General features: G+C 60.5%; 12 protein-coding genes and 1 pseudogene. 6 read left to right on the top strand and 7 right to left on the bottom strand.

The genetic code is table 11. From position 1 onward, the window contains the following. Window positions 1-26 precede the first annotated feature (26 nt). From asnB to ACSQ84_RS29525, 3 genes are all read right to left on the bottom strand, one after another. Window positions 27-1,907 (bottom strand): asparagine synthase (glutamine-hydrolyzing), encoded by a 1,881-nt coding sequence (gene asnB / locus ACSQ84_RS29535; RefSeq protein ID WP_436215253.1) that lies wholly within the window; start codon window positions 1,905-1,907, stop codon window positions 27-29. Window positions 1,908-2,048: 141 nt separating this feature from the next. Further along, the gene (locus ACSQ84_RS29530; RefSeq protein WP_436215252.1) at window positions 2,049-3,347 is read right to left on the bottom strand and encodes a glycosyltransferase family 4 protein; all 1,299 of its coding nucleotides are present in this window, start codon (window positions 3,345-3,347) and stop codon (window positions 2,049-2,051) included. Between the two features lie 82 nt (window positions 3,348-3,429). Beyond that, complete coding sequence (locus ACSQ84_RS29525; RefSeq protein WP_436215251.1) at window positions 3,430-4,692, bottom strand: nucleotide sugar dehydrogenase; 1,263 nt, start codon at window positions 4,690-4,692, stop codon at window positions 3,430-3,432. 249 nt (window positions 4,693-4,941) lie between these two features. Between ACSQ84_RS29525 and ACSQ84_RS29520 the strand changes: the two genes are divergently transcribed. The 6 genes and pseudogenes from ACSQ84_RS29520 (at window position 4,942) to ACSQ84_RS29495 (ending at window position 12,766) form a co-directional block, all read left to right on the top strand. After that, window positions 4,942-5,007, top strand: a complete 66-nt coding sequence (locus tag ACSQ84_RS29520; RefSeq protein WP_436215399.1) for a hypothetical protein — start codon at window positions 4,942-4,944, stop codon at window positions 5,005-5,007. Between the two features lie 146 nt (window positions 5,008-5,153). Next, window positions 5,154-5,546: a hypothetical protein gene (locus ACSQ84_RS29515; RefSeq protein ID WP_436215250.1), complete on the top strand. Its 393-nt coding sequence runs from the start codon at window positions 5,154-5,156 to the stop codon at window positions 5,544-5,546. Between the two features lie 440 nt (window positions 5,547-5,986). Continuing rightward, window positions 5,987-8,506 (top strand): heparin lyase I family protein, encoded by a 2,520-nt coding sequence (locus tag ACSQ84_RS29510; protein ID WP_436215249.1) that lies wholly within the window; start codon window positions 5,987-5,989, stop codon window positions 8,504-8,506. A gap of 113 nt (window positions 8,507-8,619) precedes the next feature. Continuing rightward, window positions 8,620-8,943, top strand: a pseudogene (locus ACSQ84_RS29505) (cysteine peptidase family C39 domain-containing protein); the annotation flags it as partial. Between the two features lie 207 nt (window positions 8,944-9,150). Continuing rightward, entirely contained in the window at window positions 9,151-11,352 is a 2,202-nt protein-coding gene (locus ACSQ84_RS29500; RefSeq protein ID WP_436215398.1) for a type I secretion system permease/ATPase, read from the top strand. Continuing rightward, the gene (locus ACSQ84_RS29495) at window positions 11,339-12,766 is read left to right on the top strand and encodes an HlyD family type I secretion periplasmic adaptor subunit (protein WP_436215248.1); all 1,428 of its coding nucleotides are present in this window, start codon (window positions 11,339-11,341) and stop codon (window positions 12,764-12,766) included. Before ACSQ84_RS29500 ends, ACSQ84_RS29495 begins: the two co-directional genes overlap by 14 nt. 137 nt (window positions 12,767-12,903) lie before the next feature. On the opposite strand, the gene ACSQ84_RS29490 is transcribed toward ACSQ84_RS29495, so the two are convergent. From ACSQ84_RS29490 to ACSQ84_RS29475, 4 genes are all read right to left on the bottom strand, one after another. Further along, on the bottom strand, window positions 12,904-15,321 hold the full coding sequence (locus ACSQ84_RS29490; RefSeq protein ID WP_436215247.1) for a hypothetical protein: 2,418 nt from the start codon (window positions 15,319-15,321) through the stop codon (window positions 12,904-12,906). Window positions 15,322-15,430: 109 nt separating this feature from the next. Beyond that, window positions 15,431-16,033, bottom strand: a complete 603-nt coding sequence (locus ACSQ84_RS29485; RefSeq protein WP_436215246.1) for a DsrE family protein — start codon at window positions 16,031-16,033, stop codon at window positions 15,431-15,433. Window positions 16,034-16,694: 661 nt separating this feature from the next. After that, entirely contained in the window at window positions 16,695-17,753 is a 1,059-nt protein-coding gene (locus ACSQ84_RS29480) for a TAXI family TRAP transporter solute-binding subunit (protein WP_436215245.1), read from the bottom strand. A 391-nt stretch (window positions 17,754-18,144) separates the two neighbouring features. After that, window positions 18,145-19,803, bottom strand: a complete 1,659-nt coding sequence (locus ACSQ84_RS29475) for a thiamine pyrophosphate-dependent enzyme (protein WP_436215244.1) — start codon at window positions 19,801-19,803, stop codon at window positions 18,145-18,147. Between the last annotated feature and the right edge of the window lie 20 nt (window positions 19,804-19,823).

Raw genomic sequence — 19,823 nt, 5'->3', positions numbered from 1 at the left:
GCCCCGACTGGGCGGACGGATTCATTTCACGGTGCTATCCTGAAGGTACGCAAGAAGATTTCAAGATTTGTCAGTGACCAAAGAATTCTTTCGTGGTTCTGTCGGCCGTTGAAGTGCTCTGTTACAAGCTTGCGAAGCTTGGAGCCGCTTATCATTTTCGCTACGCTGGACGTTTCACTCACCAGCATGTCCTGTACGAAATCACGGTAAGGACCTCTGAACCATTCTCCGATCGGTACACGAAATCCAACCTTTCTCCGCCGTACGATTTCCGGTGGCAAGATCTTGTCCATTGCCGCGCGCAGCACTGTCTTGCCGCCCTTGCCTCCCGTCAGAAATTCGTCCGGGAAACGCGCTACGACGCCGGCCAGCGTGGTATCCATAAAAGGCATCCGGCCCTCGATCGACCCCGCCATCATCATTCGATCGCCGCGTTCCAACAGGTTGTCTGGAAGCCATGATGTCTGATCGAAAAATAATGTACGCCGCAGACTGGATTCTGCCCCCGACGAATATGGGAAGAGATCAGGCGGCGCTGCCGAGAGGAGCCGACGACCCAGCATTGCTTCGCTTTCGCCAACCGAAAGGCCGCCGAACCATACTCGCATGCGGTTCACAAGGTCGCGCTCGCCTGCGGCCAGTGCAAGGATCTTCACTCGCCGCATCCCATAGGGCAACGAACGCACCAGCGGGTAGATCAGCCGTTCGTGCAACAGGTGCGGCATCAGCCATTGGTACAGACTTATCCACTGCTCAGCCCGATGCTTGGGATATCCCCCCATCAACTCATCGGCGCCTTCTCCGGTGAGTACCATCTTCACGCTCCTGGAGGCCATCTCCGAAAGCATGAAGATCGGGACGTCGGATGCCTCACTGACGGGAGCTCCACGACGCAAGACGGCGGTCGACCAATGCTTCATGAAGGCGTCGGGTTCGACGAATAGTTCATTGTGAACGGTAGCAAACCGACCTGCAATGACACGCGCATGATCGAGCTCCGAATACTCCCCTTCGCGAAAGCCTACTGAGAACGTTCGCACAGGCTCGGCGCTATGCTTGACCATGGTTGCCACGACCGCTGACGAGTCGATACCACCCGAAAGATAGGCACCGAACGGCGCGTCGCTACGCATGCGAATGCGAACGGCCTCGTCGAATGTCCCTTCGAACAGACGCACTGCATCATCGAACGACTTGATGTCCGGCACTGTCGTCGCAACCGGCGGCGTAAAGTAGCGTGTCGTTTTCAGCGTTCCGCGCTGCCATACGGCATAGTGGCCAGGCTGCAGCTTCTTGACCGCATCGAAGAACGTGGAAGGTCCCGGGACATATCGGTTAAGGAGATAGTGGCCGAGCGCTTCGGAATCGAACGTTCGGTTGAACCCCGAAAACTGAACGAGCGGTTCAATCTCCGAGCCGAAGAGAAGAACACCCTGCATCTCGGCGAGAAACAGGGGTTTTTTGCCGAAGGCATCGCGGGCAAGTATCAGCCGCTGCTCCGCTTCATCCCACAGCGCAAAGCCGAACATGCCGCGGAATCTTCGTACTGCCTCGAATTGCCAGGCCCGATATGCCTCGATGACCACTTCGGTGTCCGAGTTCGTGCGAAACCGATGGTCAAGCGCAACGAGTTCCTGCCGCAGTTCAATGTAATTATAGATTTCGCCGTTGAAGATTAACGTGAAGCGGCCATCTTCACTCGTCATTGGCTGCGCGCCGCCACCGATATCAATAATCGAAAGCCGGCGGTGGCCGAAGCCGATCTGAAATCGCTCATCGGACGTCTCGTGAAGCCAGTAGCCCGAGCCGTCAGGTCCCCGATGAAACATCAGATCGGTAAGACTGATAAGCGCCTTGCAATCCTGATGCTTCCCTGCCCCAAGAATCCATCCAAATATCCCACACATGGCTATTATGCCCTATCTGGACGGCAATCAGACGATAGCCGACATATGCACTTTCCGGGCACCGCTGCGATGAAGCCATCAATCAGAACGAGCAAGGCCAGACGACCGCAGGAATACTTGCCCGTAACCAGATCGCCGGCATCAGCCCGGTACGGCAGCGCGTCGCTGGCTGCCCGGTGAATATCTTAGATCGAAGGCTTTCTCATACGCGTTCAGGAGGTTTGCCGTCTCGTGGTCCCAGGCGAGTTCGTCATGGATCCTCTTCTGGCCGAATGCGCCCATACGGTCACGCCGCACCGGATCATCCACGAGCTCCAAAACCTTGTCGCCGAAGTCCGCGGTATCGGTATTCCGCGCATATAACGATGCCTCTCCGGCTGAAACGCGCCCCTCGGTGAGGTCAAACTGGACAATAGGCTTACCCAGCGCCATGTACTCCATGATCTTGTTCATGGTTGATTTGTCGTTCATCGCGTTGGGACGGTCCGGGTTCACGCAGACGTCTGCTGTCGAGAGTATTGTGAACAGGGTTGTATCATCAACACGGCCGGCGAACGTGACCAAATCGTCCAGCTCAAGGGCCGTTGCAAGTTTCTTGACTTCCTCCAGCTCCGGCCCGCTCCCGACAATGACGAACTGGACGTCATCGCGGTTTCGTGCCCTGCGGATGTGCGTGATCGCTTCCAGTAGCAGCTCGATTCCCTCTTGTTTTCCAATGACGCCCACATACGCGACAAGGAATTTCCGCCCCTTCTTCCAGGCCGGGTCCGGTCGAAGTGACCGAACACGAGAAAGGTTTGGACCGGAGCGCACCACGAACACGCGATCTGGGTTCATTCGCCCCCGCTCAATGGCAATGGTGCGATATGATTGGTTTGTTGCTATTGATACGTCAGATAATGCGAATGTAATGCGTTCAAGCAGAACCATAACCCGCCAAAGAGAGCCACGTTGTCCGAATTTTGCTTCATAAAGTTCCGGGTTGATATCGTGTTGATCGAAGATGAAAGACTTTCCAAATAGAAACTTATGAAATGCACCAACCACGAAAATGAGATCCGGCGGATTGCAAGCGTGGACTACATCAAACCCGCGCGTGGTGAGAACCTTCAAGCTCAGCACGAACTCCCAGAACAATGCCACGCTGTACTCGGCGAGATAGCCCAGGACCCCGCGTCCTTCTCTCGGCAACCAGTGACGATAGACGGCGATTCCGTCGATAATTTCAAAAGAGGCGGTCGCGCCCGGTCCTTTGGGACAAATTATGGATACTTCATAGCCATGCCGCGACAATGTGCTGGCCTCCGACCACACCCGGCGGTCGAACGGAACTGGAAGATTTTCAACGATGATAAGCACCCGGCGGCGGACCGAACCATCGATCCCGGTTTGGGCAGCGGCGTCAGCCAAATCCGGAGAAGAGGCATTCGAACCGACCAATTTGTGGAGCTCGGGCTTGACGCCAGCCGACTTGAGAGAGTGCGCTGGACCCGCTTGATCGAGGCGGCTTGCACCGCGACTGTTACGAAAGTGTGTTAACATCGATGACCCGCCTGGTGCGTAACGCCATTTGCTTCGCCCATCCTCTGGTGTCGATGACCAGGTCGAACAGCTCCGACTCTGCGACCGACCTTGAGACCAGGAGTTTGCGGAGTGCGGGCAAACTCGAGAACGCATAGCCGAGATTCTGGCCCAACAATTTGGACGGCTCGACGTGAGGATCGTAGATCGACAAGCCAATGTGCGACTGAAGGAATTTGCGAGCCAAGTCGATATTGGGACTCTCGCGAAGATCGTCGCTGTTATCCTTGAAGGCGAGCCCCAGCATAAGCACCTGTCCGCCCGCCCGGACTGTCTTCACGCAACTCTCAAACAGAAAATTCTTGTGCGCGTCATTCGACCTCAGTAGCGAGTCCACAAGGTGCGTATGCGCCCCAACATCGCTTGCGATGTATTGGAGCGCGCGAACGTCTTTCGGCAGGCATGAGCCGCCGAATGCGCCGCCTGGCCTCAGATAATATGGCGAGATGTTGAGCTTCGTGTCAGAGACGAATATGCTGTGAACAGTGGCTGCGCTAATATTGAGCTTATCGCAAACGCGACCAACCTCGTTGGCAAACGCAACCTTTAATGCGTGAAACGTGTTGTCGACGAATTTCGTCATCTCTGCCGGACGATAAGTCGTATAGAAGACGGGCGCCTTTATTCTTGCGTTCAACTCGTCAAGAGCTGAGCACCGTCCCCCATCCTTCGTCCCAATCACGATCTTCGGCGGATTGACGAAGTCTTGGATCGCTACCGATTCACGGAGAAACTCCGGATTGTACACCAGCTCGACCAGATCCATCCTGTCTTTCAACGCTTCCTCGAAGATCGGAAGCACCAGTTCCTCGATCGTGCCGGGCCGCATCGTCGAGCGAAATACGACCGTCAACGTCGTCGTTCGAGTGGGGCCGACCAGCTCCGCGATCTGATGGGAAACCTCCACGATATAGCTCATATTGTGAGACCCGTCCGGCGCGCTGGGCGTTCCCACACAGACTATGGCCATGTCGCAACTGTCGAGATGCGGGCTCGCATCCTTCGTCGCGCGCAGCAAACCTTTCCTGATAGCACGAGCCACAAGCTCATCGAGACCGGGCTCCGTGATCGGCGACTTACCGGCATTGACGATCGCCACTTTTTCATCGCTGACGTCGACACCAATGACTTCGTGGCCATCCCTGGAGAGGCAGGCGGCCGCCGTCATGCCGACATAACCAAGTCCGAACACCGCAATTTTCATCCTGCTACCATAGCCTTGGGCTTGCCAGGCAAGTGTAAGCAGAAGGGTTGTTACCTGGGGCTGAGTGGGTACCCAATTGTGAGTACGGTGATGCACCAACTCTCGGTTGCGTCTGCATTCGTATGCAAGCAACGCGAGCCGCACCCGACCACCGCCGCAGTCGCAGGGGAAGCTAGGCGATCAACATCGCTCACCGGATCAGGCACGACAACAGCTCTTTGACGAAGACTTTTAGAACTGCTCGTGAAGATGTTGCTGCTTGGCTACTGCTACGGCATCCGTTCCGAACGGCGGTTGTGCGAAGTGGTGCACTGAACCTGGCCTACCGCTGCTTCTGTCGGCTCGGCCTCGAGGGCGAGGTACCGGACACTCGACCTTCTCCAGGAATAGAGCCCACCGCAGAACGCCTTGAGCTCTGTCCCGAGCGCATTGCGGCCGATAGCGTCTACGGGTCAGCGGAGATGCTGGGTTGGTTGGTAAACGAGCGGGCGATCGAGCCGCACATTCCTGTGTTCGATAAAACCGGCCCGTGCCGACGGAAGAGTCTCGCGAAAGACTTCGCCTACGATCGACAACGCGACACTTACATCTGCCCAGCCGGCATGGAGCTGACCTCGGCCGCCACTCTCGTGAATGATGGGACAACACTGCTTTATCGCGCCAGCAAACAAAACTGCGACTCCCGCGAATTTGAGCGCCGTTTCTCTCCGAAGAGACCGACCCCGCGTTCGATCCACGAAAGCCGCCCGGGAAGTCGCGCGCGATATCGCCAAGATGGATGCTATGTGGCGTCGCGGCGTGAACGGGAGAAGATCGACGCGCTGTTCGCACAGACGTGCTGTTCGCACATCTGAAGCGCCGTCGCTTTCGATCTCCCGCAACGCTGACGACGAAGCAATCTGATAGAAAAAAATCGCGCGTGTCCCTTGAATCGACCCGATATGCGCACGTATTGGGCTCACATACATGGGTATAAATCATACTTTGAAAGTTTTTTCGCCATTTTTGCTTATTACCCAGCCAACCAGCAGTCGGGGGGGCGAAATCCCACTGCTTTGAAATACCCCTCGCGGTTCGAGGCTGCAATGCTTTGAAATGCGTTCGCGGTGCCAGGCGCCGCGAGCAACGGTATATCGTGCGCCATCTGCACGGCAGTGAAATATCCTCGCGGTTCGAGGCGCAATGCTTTGAAATGTGCTCGCGGTGCCAGGCGCTGCGAGCAGCGGTATGTCGTGCGTCATCGTGATGCACGGCAGTGGAATTCCCAAACTTCAACGTTCAAAAGGATCCCGGAATGGCTTCCGCACCTGTAATCAAGTCGATCTCTCCCGATACCCTCACTGTGGGTGATAGAATCACCAGCGACAACGAGCTAACGGTGGCTGGGACGGCTGGGGCAAACAGCACGATAAACGTATTCGACGGCACGACGCTTCTCGGCACGACCACGGCGAACAGCAGCGGCGCGTGGGCCTTTGCAACCAAGCCATTGTCGGACGGCGTTCACAGCTTCACCGCGACGAGTGCGGATGCAACCGGCACAAGTCCGGCATCGGCGGCCCTGAGCGCGACGATCGTACCGAACATCACCTCGTTCTCGGGTGCCACTGGTTCCAGCGTAACGATCGATGGCATCAGAGCAGGAGTCCAGAACGCGAACGAGTCGTGGAGCCTGACATCGCCGGATACCCACACGCTCCGATTTTCGCTCCACTCCGGAGATAATTGGAGCACTTCCGGCTGGAACGACCTTACACAGAATAACGGGGCGGAGCGTTCCGAGATCAGGCTTTTGCCGGAGTATGCACAACACACCCAGATAAACGTGGATTACCAGCTTACGGTACAACCGGGCGCGGCGAATACTGCATCGTGGATGCTCCTCAGCCAGTTTCACGAAACGCCCTCGGACGGTCCGCCTCCCTTCGCTGTCGAGATGGTCGGCGAACGTATGCGAATCGTCTTGCGGTATCAGGAGCCGGGCCAGTCGGGCACAACGACAAAGGTGGTCTATACGGATCCAAACCCCATTGAACGGGGTCACTCGTATGACATGAACATTCAGGTCAACTTCGACAACACCGGAAATGGCTATCTCAATGTTTGGAGAGATGGCGTCCAGATTGTCGACTATAACGGGTCGATAGGATACGAGAGCGGGCAATCCTACTATTGGAAGGAAGGCGTCTATCGTTCGCCGGCCGCTGAAACAATGACGGTTGATTTCAGTAACTTGCACATCACGACCGGGTCGGCACCGGCCCCCACGATACCGACGACGCCAACCACGCCCACGACGCCAACGACCCCGGTAAACCTCGCGCCGACAGTGCTGCAGGCGTCCGCTTCACCGGGGACGGGAATCGAGCATGTCGGCGATACCATTACATTGACGCTCGGCTTCAGCGAGGCCGTGACCGTCACCGGTACGCCTACGCTGTCGCTCAATGATGGCGGCAAGGCCACCTATGTGAGCGGGACGGGCACGAGTTCGCTCACCTTCAAAACGACGGTCGCGGCGACCGACACCGATACCTCGGCGCTTGCCATCACCGGCGTCAATCTTCCGACCGGCGTGAGCATCAAGGATTCCGGCGGTCTCGCAGCGAACCTCTCGGGCGCGGTGAAGACGTTTACCGGTCTGCAGATCGATCCGATCTTGCCGGCGGTGACGCAAGCCACGGCTTCTCCGGGAACCGGCACCGAACACGTCGGAGACACGGTCACGCTGACGCTCGGCTTCAACGAGGCCGTGACGGTGTCGGGCACGCCGACGCTGTCGCTCAACGACGGCGCGACCGCCACCTATGTGGGCGGCTCCGGAACGAGCGCGCTCACCTTCCGCACCACGGTCGCATCGACCGACACCAATACGTCGGCGCTCGCGATCACCGGAGTCAATCTGCCGAGCGGCGCGAGCATCAAGGATTCGTTTGGTGTTGCGGCGAACCTTGCGGGCGCAGTGAAGACGTTCACCGGTCTGCAGATCTCGACGACAACGACAACCCCAACAACCCCAACCACCCCGTCATCGATCGCGCCCACCCTTTCCATTGCGGACGACTCGCTTTGGGTGGCCGGAGGCGGCGGCACGGTCGATTTGGGACTAAGCGTCTCAACCACCGATCCCAACGACGCCGTGACGGTGAACATCAAGGGACTCCCGAAGTACGAGACGATCACCGACAATCTCGATGGTCATACGTTCAGAGGGAAGAACATCACGTTGACGGCCGCGCAAGTCGAGAGCGGGCTAACGCTGCAATCGAACTATCGCGGTTCGGATAAGCCGGTTGCGACGCTCACGGTGACGGCGACGGGGAAGGACCCGGTCACCAACGCTGTTACGACTTCGGCGCCGCAGACGATCACCGTGGTCGATCCTCCGCCTGAGACCGCGCCGACCAAAGCGTCCCTGGTAAGCCAGGGCTTTGCGCACCAGCAGCAGCACGCGGACCCGGTCACCAGCACCGTGGCGACCACCGCGCCGCAGCCCATCAGCGTGACTGATCATCTGCCTGCTGCCGCCGCGAGAACAGGGTTCCTGGCAAACCAGGGCTTTGCGCTGCTGCAGGAGCATATGGACTCGGTCAGGAGCACTCTGGCGACCTCTGCGCCGCAGGCGATCAACGTGAGCGATCAATCACCTCCGACCAGCACTGCCATCGCGTCCCTGGCAAACCAGGGCTATGCGCTGCTGAACCAGTATATGGCTTCCAACCCCGGCCGGGTCGATCTCGGTCAGATTGTGTCGGCTGTATCGAATGGCATCACTTGGGGTCAGGATTCGTTCCTCACCAGACCACCTGCCTGATCCGCTTCCGCACCCGGGCGCTCGTCGCCCGGGTGCGGCAACATCGAAATTTGTGAATGCATGAGAAGGAACATCGGAAGCGGTCGGTAGCCGCGAAGGGTTGAGTAAAAAACATGGCGATCCAGAATGGAAATGCCCACGCCGCAGATCTAGGGCTTCGAGCCCTGGCCCTGTTCCTGCGGATTCATGGCGTAAACGCGGCGCCCGACCAGCTCCGCGATCGATGCGGAAGCGACGCAATCGGCATCCGCGCAATGCTGCGCTGTGCGCGCGAGTTTGGAGTCAACCTCAGTTCGCGAACGACGCATTGGAAGCGTCTTTCAGGCATCCAGTTGCCTGGAATCGCATCGCTGCATGACGGCGGATTTCTGCTTCTCGGAAAAATCGACGACAGGGGTGCGCTTGTGCTGCATCCGACCTGGTCAAATCCCAGGGTGATGACGCGCACGGAATTCGAAGAAATCTGGGACGGCCGCTTAATCCTGCCCGGACCTCAGAACGTCGCTAATCGGGTGCTTCACGCACTCGCCGGCATCAGCACCCGCGGAGTTGACCTGGCGCGCCGTGCCGGCGACGCCCTGCTGGGTGCCCTCGAGCCTATGATGCGTACGCGCGATACCTTGATAAAAGCCCGCGACACCTTGATGCGTGGAATTTTCGCCGCTCGAGGCGATAGTGCTTCCCCGCCGGTGAGCACCGAATTCACGGCGGCGAGTACCGATTCCGACAATGGCGATGAATCCGCACTCATTGCGCTGACGATATTGCTGCGTAGCCATGGTATCGCGGCCGACCCGGGTCAAATCCGCCATCGGGTAGGCGCGGCGCGCGTAGGTGTTACCGAAATCCTGCGCTGTGCCAAAGAATTCGGGCTCAAGGCACGGGTACAGAGGACGAGCTGGAACCGGCTTGCGGTTACCCCGCTACCGGGGATCGCGGTGCTGCGCGACGGCGGATTTCTGATCCTTGGCAAAGTGATCGACGACAATCTCCTCGTTCAGCGCCCGTTGTCTCCCCAACCCGAAACAATCACGCAGGACGAACTGGAGGCGATCTGGGACGGCGACATCATCCTGATGGCCCGGCGCGCGACCCTGACGGATCTCTCCCGGCGTTTCGATATCGGCTGGTTTGTCGGCGCAGTCCACAAGTATCGCAGCCTGCTCAGCGAGGTGCTGGTCGCCTCCTTCTTCATTCAGGTCTTTGCCGTCGTCTCACCACTATTCTTCCAGGTGGTCATCGACAAGGTGCTCGTGCATCGAAGCATGAGCACGCTCGACGTTCTGATCATTGGCCTGGTCGCCCTCACCGTCTTCGAGGCCATTCTCGAAACGCTGCGCGTCTATCTGTTCGCGCACACGACAAACCGTATCGACGTCGAACTCGGCGCCCGGCTGTTTCGTCACCTGATGGCGCTGCCGATCGCCTATTTCCAGACCCGCCGCGTCGGCGATTCGGTGGCACGCGTCCGCGAGCTCGAGAATATCCGCCAGTTCCTGACGAGCTCGGCGCTTACGCTGGTCATCGATCTGCTGTTCACGGTCGTTTTCCTTGCGGTAATGTTCTACTACTCGACGACGTTGACGCTGATCGTCCTGGCGTCCTTCCCGTTCTACATCGGTATCTCCGCAGGAGTTGCGCCGCTGTTTCGCCGGCGCCTCGATGAGAAGTTCAATCGCGGTTCCGAGAATCAGGCCTTCCTGGTCGAGAGCGTGACCGGTGTCGAAACTCTGAAGGCCATGGCAGTCGAGCCGCAGATGCAACGCCGCTGGGAGGAGCAACTCGCCGGCTATGTGGCCGCAAGCTTCCGCGTGCTCAGCCTGAACAACACGGCGAGCCAGGCAGTCCAGATGATCAACAAGCTGGTTATCGCGGCAATCCTTTACTTCGGCGCCAGGCTGGTGATCGGCGGGGAGCTTACGGTCGGCGAGCTCGTCGCCTTCAACATGCTGGCCGCGCGCGTCAGCACGCCGGTGCTGCGGCTCGCACAGATCTGGCAGGATTTCCATCAGGCCCGGCTGTCGATCGATCGACTCGGCGACATCCTCAACACCCTACCCGAGCCGAGCTTCAATCCTGGCCGCGCCGCGCTGCCGGCGATCCGCGGCAAGGTCACATTCGAGCACGCGACCTTCCGCTACCGCATCGACGGCCCCGAGGTACTGCACAACGTCTCCTTCAGCGTCGAGCCCGGCCAAGTCGTGGGCATCGTGGGTTCCTCGGGCTCGGGCAAGAGCACCATCACCAAGCTGATCCAGCGCCTCTATGTGCCGGAGAGCGGACGCGTGCTGGTCGACGGCGTCGATCTCGCGATGGTTGATCTGAGCTGGCTGCGACGACAGATAGGTGTCGTGCTGCAGGAGAACGTGCTCTTCAACCGCTCGGTTCGCGAGAACATCGCGCTCGCCGATCCGGCCATGCCGATGGAGCGGGTCATCGAGGCGGCATCGCTCGCCGGCGCTCACGACTTCATCCTTGAGCTGCCCGAGGGCTATGACACCGTGGTGGGCGAACGCGGCAGCAGTCTGTCCGGCGGGCAGCGCCAGCGTATCGCAATCGCGCGCGCACTTATCACCGATCCGCGCATCCTCATCTTCGACGAGGCGACAAGCGCCCTGGACTACGAAAGCGAGCGCGCCATCCAGCAGAACATGAAACAAATTTCTGCCGGAAGGACCGTCTTCGTCATCGCGCACCGGCTCTCTACCGTGCGCAATGCAAACCGGATCATCACGATCGAGCATGGTCGGATCGTTGAGGACGGCAGCCATGATGAGCTGATCCGCACGAACGGTCGTTACGCGAACCTTCACTATCTGCAGGCTGGTATCCATGACGTCCGCTAACCGAAACGTCGTTGCATTTCCGAGAGCCGAAGTTCGTCGGCGCGAGAACGAAATTGCGTTCCTGCCGGCGGCTCTCGAAATCACCGAATCGCCTCCATCGCCGACCGGGCGTGCGATCGGGGCGAGCATCATCGCACTCTTCTGCGTCGCGCTGGCTTGGGCGTCGCTCGGTAGCGTCGATATCGTCGCCACGGCGACAGGTAAGATCGTGCCGGGTGGACGCACAAAGCTGATCCAGCCGTTCGAAACGGGCGTTGTCCGCGCCATCCAGGTTCGCGACGGACAGCGTGTCAAGGCCGGCGACGTCCTGATCGAGCTCGACCCGACGATGACGGAAGCCGACCAGGAGCGCCAAAAGAGCGATCTCCTTGCGGCCGAGCTCGAAGTCGCGCGGCTGCGCGCGGCACTGGCGGCGGATCCGCTCGTCGCCTTCCGGCCGCCGCAGAGCGCAAGCGCCGCCGAGGTCGAAATGCATCGCCAGTTCCTGATCAGCCAGCGCGCCGAACAGAACGCCAAGCTCGCGGAGATCGAGCGCCAGCTGGGTCAGAAGGAAGCGGAACGGGCCACCACGTCGGCGAGCGCGGCGAAGCTGCAGGCGACGATACCGGTGCTGCAGGAGCGCGTCGACATCCGCAAAGGTCTCGTCGAGAAGGCATTGGCCTCGAAGGTGATCTATCTCTCGGAGTACCAGGAGCTGGTCGGCCTTCAGCAGGACCTGGTCTTGCAGCAAAGTCGACTGCTCGAAGCCGACGCGGCCACCGCGTTGCTGAAGGAAACGAAGGAAAGGACCGCAGCGGAGTATCGGCGCACGACCTATGACGCACTCGCGAAGGCCGAGCAGAAGGCTGCGAGCGCCGCACAGGAGGTGGTCAAGGCGGATCGGCGCACGAAACTACAGCGCTTGACCGCACCAGTCGACGGCATCGTGCAGCAGCTTGCCGTTCATACGGTGGGAGGCGTGGTGACGCCGGCACAGGCGCTGGCCGTGGTAGTTCCGAGCGACAGCCAGCTCGAGATCGAGGCCATGCTCTCCAATCGCGATATTGGTTTCGTTCATCCGGGACTGAAGGCCGAGATCAAGGTCGACACCTTCAACTTCACGCGTTATGGGCTCCTTCACGGCGACGTGCTCAGCGTGTCGTCGGATGCCATCACGCGCGACAGGCCACAGGGCGGTTCGAGTGACCGGGGATCGGGTACAGCACAGAGCAGCAGTGAGCCGAAAGGTCAGGAACTGGAATATGCCGCGCGCATTTCGCTCGACCGTCCGCACATGCAGGTGGAGGACAAGCTCGTCCAGCTCGGCCCCGGAATGGCGGTGACGGTCGAAATCAAGACCGGCACGCGCAGGATCATCAGCTACCTTCTGTCGCCACTGGCGCGATACAAGCAGGAGTCGCTGCGAGAGCGGTAGACGAAGCGGAACAGCATCGATGAGCCTTGCGGGCAACTGGAGGCGGACAATTGCCCGTAAGGCGCTGTCCGCTTTCGAACGAAGCTGCCGGCCGTGGAGACGATTGCGCGGATGTCGCTGGTTGATTGGCGTATGCGCTAGCGACGCAGCGCTTCCAGCCGCGCCTTCGCCTCCTGGATTCCTGCGGCGTCGGCCCTTGCATAGAGGCCTTGCGCCTTGCTTGCATCGCCGCGCGTGCCGTGAGTTCTCCATTTCGCAAGGATCAATGGGTCGTAGGTTTCTGCCAGCGCGAAGCTCGCCTGAGCGCTCCCCATCTCGACGGCGCGCTCGAGTACAAGCCGCGCCGCGCCTATATCGCCCTGGCGGAGCAGCGCGCTCGCGCGCGCGACCAACCCTGTCGCCACCGCGGCTTGCTCGGAATCGAGATGAGCATCGCCGCGAGCAGGCGCCGCTGGTGGCGGCTCGGTACGCGCCGTTGCAAGATCCTGCTGCAACCACGCGGGCCGCTCGCGCGCGTCCTGTGCTGATTTGCGATGCAACGGCGCGCCGATTGCTGCCGCCTCTTTGAGTTCCGCCGCCTCATCTCCAGCTTTGCGGGCCTGCGCCTTGTACGCATAGATCGCGCTCCGCGTCAGCGAAAGGTCTTCCAGCAAATCGGCCTTTTCGTGCTCTTTCTGCATCGATCGCCTCGACTCCGCGGCACTGGCTACCGTCGCCTGCTTCCGCCGCGAAGCTTCCTCGTCTGCCTTTGCCGCCAGCGCGGTCTGGGTCTCGACGTCACGCCTCGCCGCTGCAAGCTCCTGCTCCAGCCGCGCGGATCGCTCACGCTCCTGTTGCCGGGACTTCTGCAACTCCGCCGCACCGCTCTCCCCCGCCGCTTTCAGCCGGGAAGTTTCCTCGCCTGCTTTCGTCGCCAGCGCGGTCTGGGTCTCGACGTCACGCCTCGCCGCTGCAAGCTCCTGCTCCAGCCGCGCGGATCGCTCACGCTCCTGTTGCCGGGACTTCTGCAACTCCGCCGCATCGCTCTCCCCCGCCGCTTTCAGCCGGGAAGTTTCCTCGCCTGCTTTCGTCGCCAGCGCGGTCTGGGTCTCGACGTCACGCCTCGCCGCTGCAAGCTCCTGCTCCAGCCGCGCGGATCGCTCACGCTCCTGTTGCCGGGACTTCTGCAACTCCGCCGCACCGCTATCCCTTTCCTGCTTCAGCCGGAAAGCTTCCTCACCCGCTTTCGCCGCCAGCGCGGCCTGGGTCTGGACGTCACGTCGGGCCACCGCCAGATCCTGCTCCAGACCTGCGAACCGCTCGCGCTCGTCCGGAGCGGCCTTGCCAGGCGACGGCGCGCCGTTTGCAGCTGCTTGCCTGAGTTCCGCCGCTTCGTCTCCAGCTTTGCGGGCCTGAGCCTCGTATGCATAGATCGCGCTTCGCGTCAGGGAGAGGTCTTGTGCCAGCGCGTCGGCCTTTGCGCGCGACTGCCTTAGTTCGGCAGCCCCGGCTTCCGCCGCCTGCTTCCGCCGCAAAACCTCCTCGCCTGCCTTTGCCGCCAGCGCGGCCTGGGTCTCGACATCACCCCGCGCGGCCGCAAGATCCCGCTCCAGCCGCGCGGACCGCTCGCGCTCCTGGTGCAGGGACGTCTGCAGCTCCACCGCGCCGCTCTCCCCCGCCTTCAGCCGGGAAGCTTCGTCACCCGCTTTCGTCGCCAGCGCGGTCTGGGTCTCGACCTCATGCCGCACCGTCGCCAGATCCTGCTCCAGCCGCGCGGACCGCTTGCGCTCCTGTTGCAGGGACTTCTGCAGCTCCGCAGCGACGCTCTCCACCGCCTGTTTCGACCGGGAGGCTTCCTCGCCTGCCTTTGCAGCCAGTGCGGTCTGGGTCCCGACATCGCGTCGCGCCGCCGCGAGATCCCGCTCCAGCCGCTCCGCCAGCTCACGCGCCTGTTGCAGGGAGTTCTGCAACTCCGCCTCACCGCTCGGCGCAGCCTGCCTCACGCGCGCGGTTTCTTCGATCGCTTTAGCCATCAGAGCGGCCTGGGTTTCGACATCGCTTCGCGCCGCCGCAAGACTCTGCTCCAGCCTCTCGGCCCGATCGCGCTCCTGCTCAAGACGTTGCAGCAACTCGATATCGCGCCTTGCATTGGTGAGTTCGCAGGACAGGATCTCCGCCCAGTGATGTTCCTGTTCCGGAGACTGCCTTGTGTCGCCGATCGTCGCTTGTACAACCTGCACCGATCTGTTGTTGCCGCCTCGGCTCGGCGGCAAGGCTACTGAATCCCCATCACCTTCGGTTCCAACAGAATCAAGATTGCGGGCAGCCGTCACGTGCTGCGCATCCGCCAACGGCCGCTCTCGAGCGGGGCAGGCCTGCGTTTCCGACGCCCATGTCATTGCGAGCATGGCGGCGGCCATCCACAGGGGCGCGGATCGTCCGGGCGCTGGCAGCTGCCTCACTGTCCTTTGCATTGTCTTCTGCGCAAACGGCGGCGTGTCCGCATCGTTGCGCGACGCGCTTGCGATATCGGAGACGGTATTTAATCCGTCACTGAGAATAATCGTGCGGCCCATCTGCAATCACCCCTCGCTTGGCGATGCGACCTGTTCAGGTCGCGCTATTATGCGCTCCGCCGCCACGCAAATCCTACGGTTCGCATGGGGGACCCCCACCTCTTTCGGGTTAGGGTTTGACATAGGACCAACCCTTCTCCTGCAGCTCCATCACGCGCACGACGCCTGACTTCACCACCTCCGCCTGGCGAACAATCGGGATGTCCTTGTTCTCGGCCTTGTGCATTCTTTCCTGAGTGTTGCCGCAGGCCTTGAACGATACCTCCGGCGTACTCAGCGCCATCTCCTCGATACGGGCCTTTACCGGCGAGGTGTCATCGCGCAGCATATGCAGGCCGGGCCCGAACGTGACCACCTCGATTTTCACCTTCTCGCCGGCATCCTTGTAGTATTGCGCAACGTTCGTGGCGTTGTTGAGTGCGAGATTCATGGCGGCGGGGTCGTTCGTGTTCACTTGCAAAATCAAACGGTGCGCTTTGGAGTCGGATGCAAGCCGAGCGTTGGCGGCAAGAGGGGATCGTGTCCTTTTTTGTGTGGTTGCTTTGTTATGTGTGGCGGCCTTTGCTGCAATGCGCTGATGGTGCGTAGCGGGCTCCGTCGTTGTCGGCACCCAGTACCGCCCGCCTTGCTCCGCCGCAGCGAATGGCACGGCGAACAGTGCCGTTGCGGCTGTTATGGTGATTACTCTCGCAATATATTGAAACATGCTCATGATGCCTCTCCTATCAATACATGTCATTGGACTGCTCATCCGTTAGGTCTCGTGGCTGGATGTGGCCACCTGCACACAGTGGTCATCTTCGCACGCACCGCCTCCAACCCGCCTAGCGAGAACACTGCGTCCAGAGCAGTCCCCATCCGGGATGTAAGATGAATGCTGAGGCTTCCACCGTCTGGAAGGGACTGCAGCAAGCGAACAACGTCGCCCCCGAACGCGACTCCGATTCCGGACGCCGGCACGGCTGCCGCGATCTGCAGCCCCTGACCGTCGTTGACGCGATAGGAAATCGCATAATCGTTGCCGCGGCCGGGAACGCCGGGCCCGGCGACCACCAGTTCGCTCCGCCCGCCGCGGCAGCGAATCGAAAGCTTCACTCCGGATTCCCCTGCACCATCGCGTGACGATGTTGTGGCGGTAGCGACCGGTGAATAGTCGACGGGTGAGATCGTCACGCTAATGATCCAGTTGTTTCCCTGGTTCGCCTGACGAACCGCGGTGGTCCGCGGGGCCTTCTCGGGGCACTCCAGGCCTTCTACGCGTTCCGCCGGAGAACAATCGTAAAGCTGCGCTGTCGGATGATCTTGCGCCCCTTGCGCCAACGCAATGCCGCTTGCGAGCGCGATTCCAGCCACGAACCGGACAGCCACGCGTCTCATTGCGATGGATGCGCAGCGCGCGGTTCGCGATCGAGCCACGCCTGCGCCGCAGGGAAGCGCGCAAGACCAGGAACGGTAGCCGCGAGATTGATCGATTTCCACTTCTGATCGAAGCCCGGCTGCTGCAACTTTTCAATCCGCGAGAATAGATAATCCACAAAGCGCGCGAGGCGCTCAAAGCGGTTCGATTTGGCTGGAAAGTTGAAGGCGACGAGAGCAGTCGGCACCGCAATAGTCGTTACGCGTTCGCCCTGCTTGATCAGATTGGGATACTCTGCGGCATCGAGCGCAGCTGGAAGATAATAGTCCTCGAACTTGCTGTCATAGGGGACGGGTAGGAACTTGAACCCTGACTCCCAGCGGCCGCGCACGAAAGCATCCACCGGCTTCGAGGTAATGAAGACGACCGCGGCCATCTCGCCCTTGCGCATCTGCTCGAGCGCGATCTGGTGCGGGATGAAGGTCTTTTCCACCTCGAGGCCAAGACGACTGAAGATCAGCGGCCCCGAATAGGCTGCCGCGGTGCCCTGGGTATTGAAGTTCACCTTCTTGCCGACGAGATCGTTCAGGCTCTGAATCTCGGGACGAACGAAGATATGAAGCTCGGACGGAAACAAGTTCAGCACATAGGCCAGCCGTTGCTGAATATCGGGCACTTGGCTCTTGTATTCCTCAAGCACGTCGGAATTTATGATGGCAGCATCGATGCCGCGCAAATATAGCAGTGAGTTCACGTTCTCCGTGGCTCCGCGCGTCACGATCGGAAGAACGTGCAGTTTGTCACCATCATCCACGACGCGGGCTACTTCAGCCGCCAGGCGGATAGGCGCGCCCTCAAGAAGACCTCCGGCGAGGCCAACCGTCCAGGCGTTCATCGTGACTTGCGGCTTTTGCGGCGGTGCCTCACGTCGCAATTGACGAGTAGCAGGTTGAGTCTGTGCGTCCACGTCGGACGGTTGAATGATCGTGAGCAGCGGGGCCAGCGACGCCAGCACAAGCAGCTTGCGCAACGCAGCCTTTGCGTTCCGCGCCCCAACTGCAATCACCTGTCCCATGGTGATATCCTTTTCCAATCCGTCACTACGCAGTTTTATGCACCTCGCCTGCGCATCCTATTCCTTGCATGGAGGAACCACACCTACCCCTTCGGACTATGCTGTGCGCGGAGCCCCCATCATGTGAACAGATGGAACGGTGCGTATTGCACCGGCTTTCGCACGTCGTCCTCTCACGATTCTCGTTTCAATGCGGCGGCTGATATCCGTGGGTAACCCTTCAGAGGTACACCTAGCGGAGATTTTGAGCATCATTAGGCGGTTGCGGTAGAACCGGAGCGAGGCGCAATTGAAAGGCAGGCGCCGACCACTCCGGGGAGCTCCCGCTGCTTCTTTTCCTGTAGGAATCGCAACTCGCGTCCTGATGCCGCCGATAAGCAGCCTACCGGCGCTACCCGGAAGCATCAGCGCGCGCAGCAGCGAGGGATCGATCGAGTGTTTGGCCTACATCAGATCGAACTTCGATCACTACGGGGCCCTTGGCCGACATTGCTTCCGCAACGACCTCGGCTGCCTGCGCTGCGTTCGTGATCGTATAACCCTGCGCGCCGAATGCGCGGGCAAGGGCCGCAAAGTCGGGGTTAGACAGGTCTGTACCGCAAGGACGTTTCGGAAACGCTTTCTCCTGATACGAACGGATGGTGCCGTACGATTGATTGTTGGAGATGACGATCTTGATATTGAGCCGGCGGGCAACGGCTGTTGCCAGCTCGTTCCCGGTCATCAGGAAACCGCCATCTCCGCAGAACGCGATCACCTGATTGTTCGGATAACGAAGGCTCGCGCTCAATGCAGAAGGAACACCACTGCCCATCGCGCCGCAGGCGGAGCCAAGCAGCCGGGCCGACGGCTGGAAGCGGAATATGCGGTGTACCCATGCGGCGAAGTTGCCGGAATCGGTCGTCACGATGCCATCTGCAGGGAAGCGCTTGACGATGGCCGCAACAGCATGCCCGAAGACATCAGCGCTGGGGATGCCCAGCTCGGGCCATGCGTGCACCGCCCCTCGAGTTTTCGCCACGGCTTCGATCCACCCACCGCGCTCGCGCGACACGACCGGCAAGTCGAGCCAGGACCTCAAGAACGGATGCGCCGACGCGACGATTGGAAGGTCCGTATGGAAGTGGGTCCCGATCGCATTCGGATCGGGATAGACGTGAACCAGAGGCTGCGACGGCGGCGATTGTCGCGGAAACCGAAAGCCCAGGGACGACAGGTCGCCGAGCCGCGTTCCGATCGCAACGATCAGATCCGCCTGCTCAAAGAGTTCAACATGCGCTGGCGACGTGAAGAATCCTAGCTGTCCAATCCAGAGCCGGTGATCGTTCGGAAACTGATCTTGCATCTTGTTGGTGGCCGCGACCGGTATATTCCAGCGCTCGCTCAGCGCGATCAAGTCCTTACGAAATTCCGCGGTGCGACACTCTCCTCCGACCAGCAGAATCGGTCGCTCCGCCTTGCCAAGCATGACGGTCGCCTGCTCCACGGCGGCTCGGCTGGGCTCGGCTCGCGCGACGCCGTGAACCCTGGCGGAGGGCAGACCCGCCTCCATTTCGAGAACGTCTTGAGGAAGCTCGATCACCACCGGCCCGGGCGTGCCGCCAAGCGCCACGGAAAATGCGCGCGCCATCATTTCGGGCAGCTGGGCCGCCGAATCGATTCTGGTGGACCATTTGATAAGGCCACTGAACGCCCGCCCCGTGTCGATCTCCTGCACTGCGTCACGATTCAGCTCAGACGTACCGACCTGACCAACCAGTAATATGAGGGGTATGGCCTCCTGGGAAGCTACATGCAGACCAAGCGCCGCGTTGGATGCGCCCGGCCCGCGGCTCACCATCACCACGCCGGCCCGGCCGGTGAGCTTGGCGTCGGCAACTGCGGCAAGACTCGCGCTTCCCTCGTGGCGGCAAGTCACGAGATCGATCTCATCGCGTTCGTACAGAGCGTCAAGGAGCGCAAGAAAGCTTTCGCCGGGTACGCTAAATGCCCGGTCGACGCCGTGCGCGATCAGAGAATCCACGAGTAGGTCGGCAACTCGAAAAGCCATGCGACACGATCTCGGTTGGA

Origin of the sequence: Bradyrhizobium sp. LjRoot220, from assembly GCF_964252915.1 — a bacterium.
In the GTDB taxonomy this organism is placed as follows: domain Bacteria; phylum Pseudomonadota; class Alphaproteobacteria; order Rhizobiales; family Xanthobacteraceae; genus Bradyrhizobium.
Note: the sequence above shows the minus strand (reverse complement) of the source record. Positions and strands in the feature narration are given on the sequence as shown.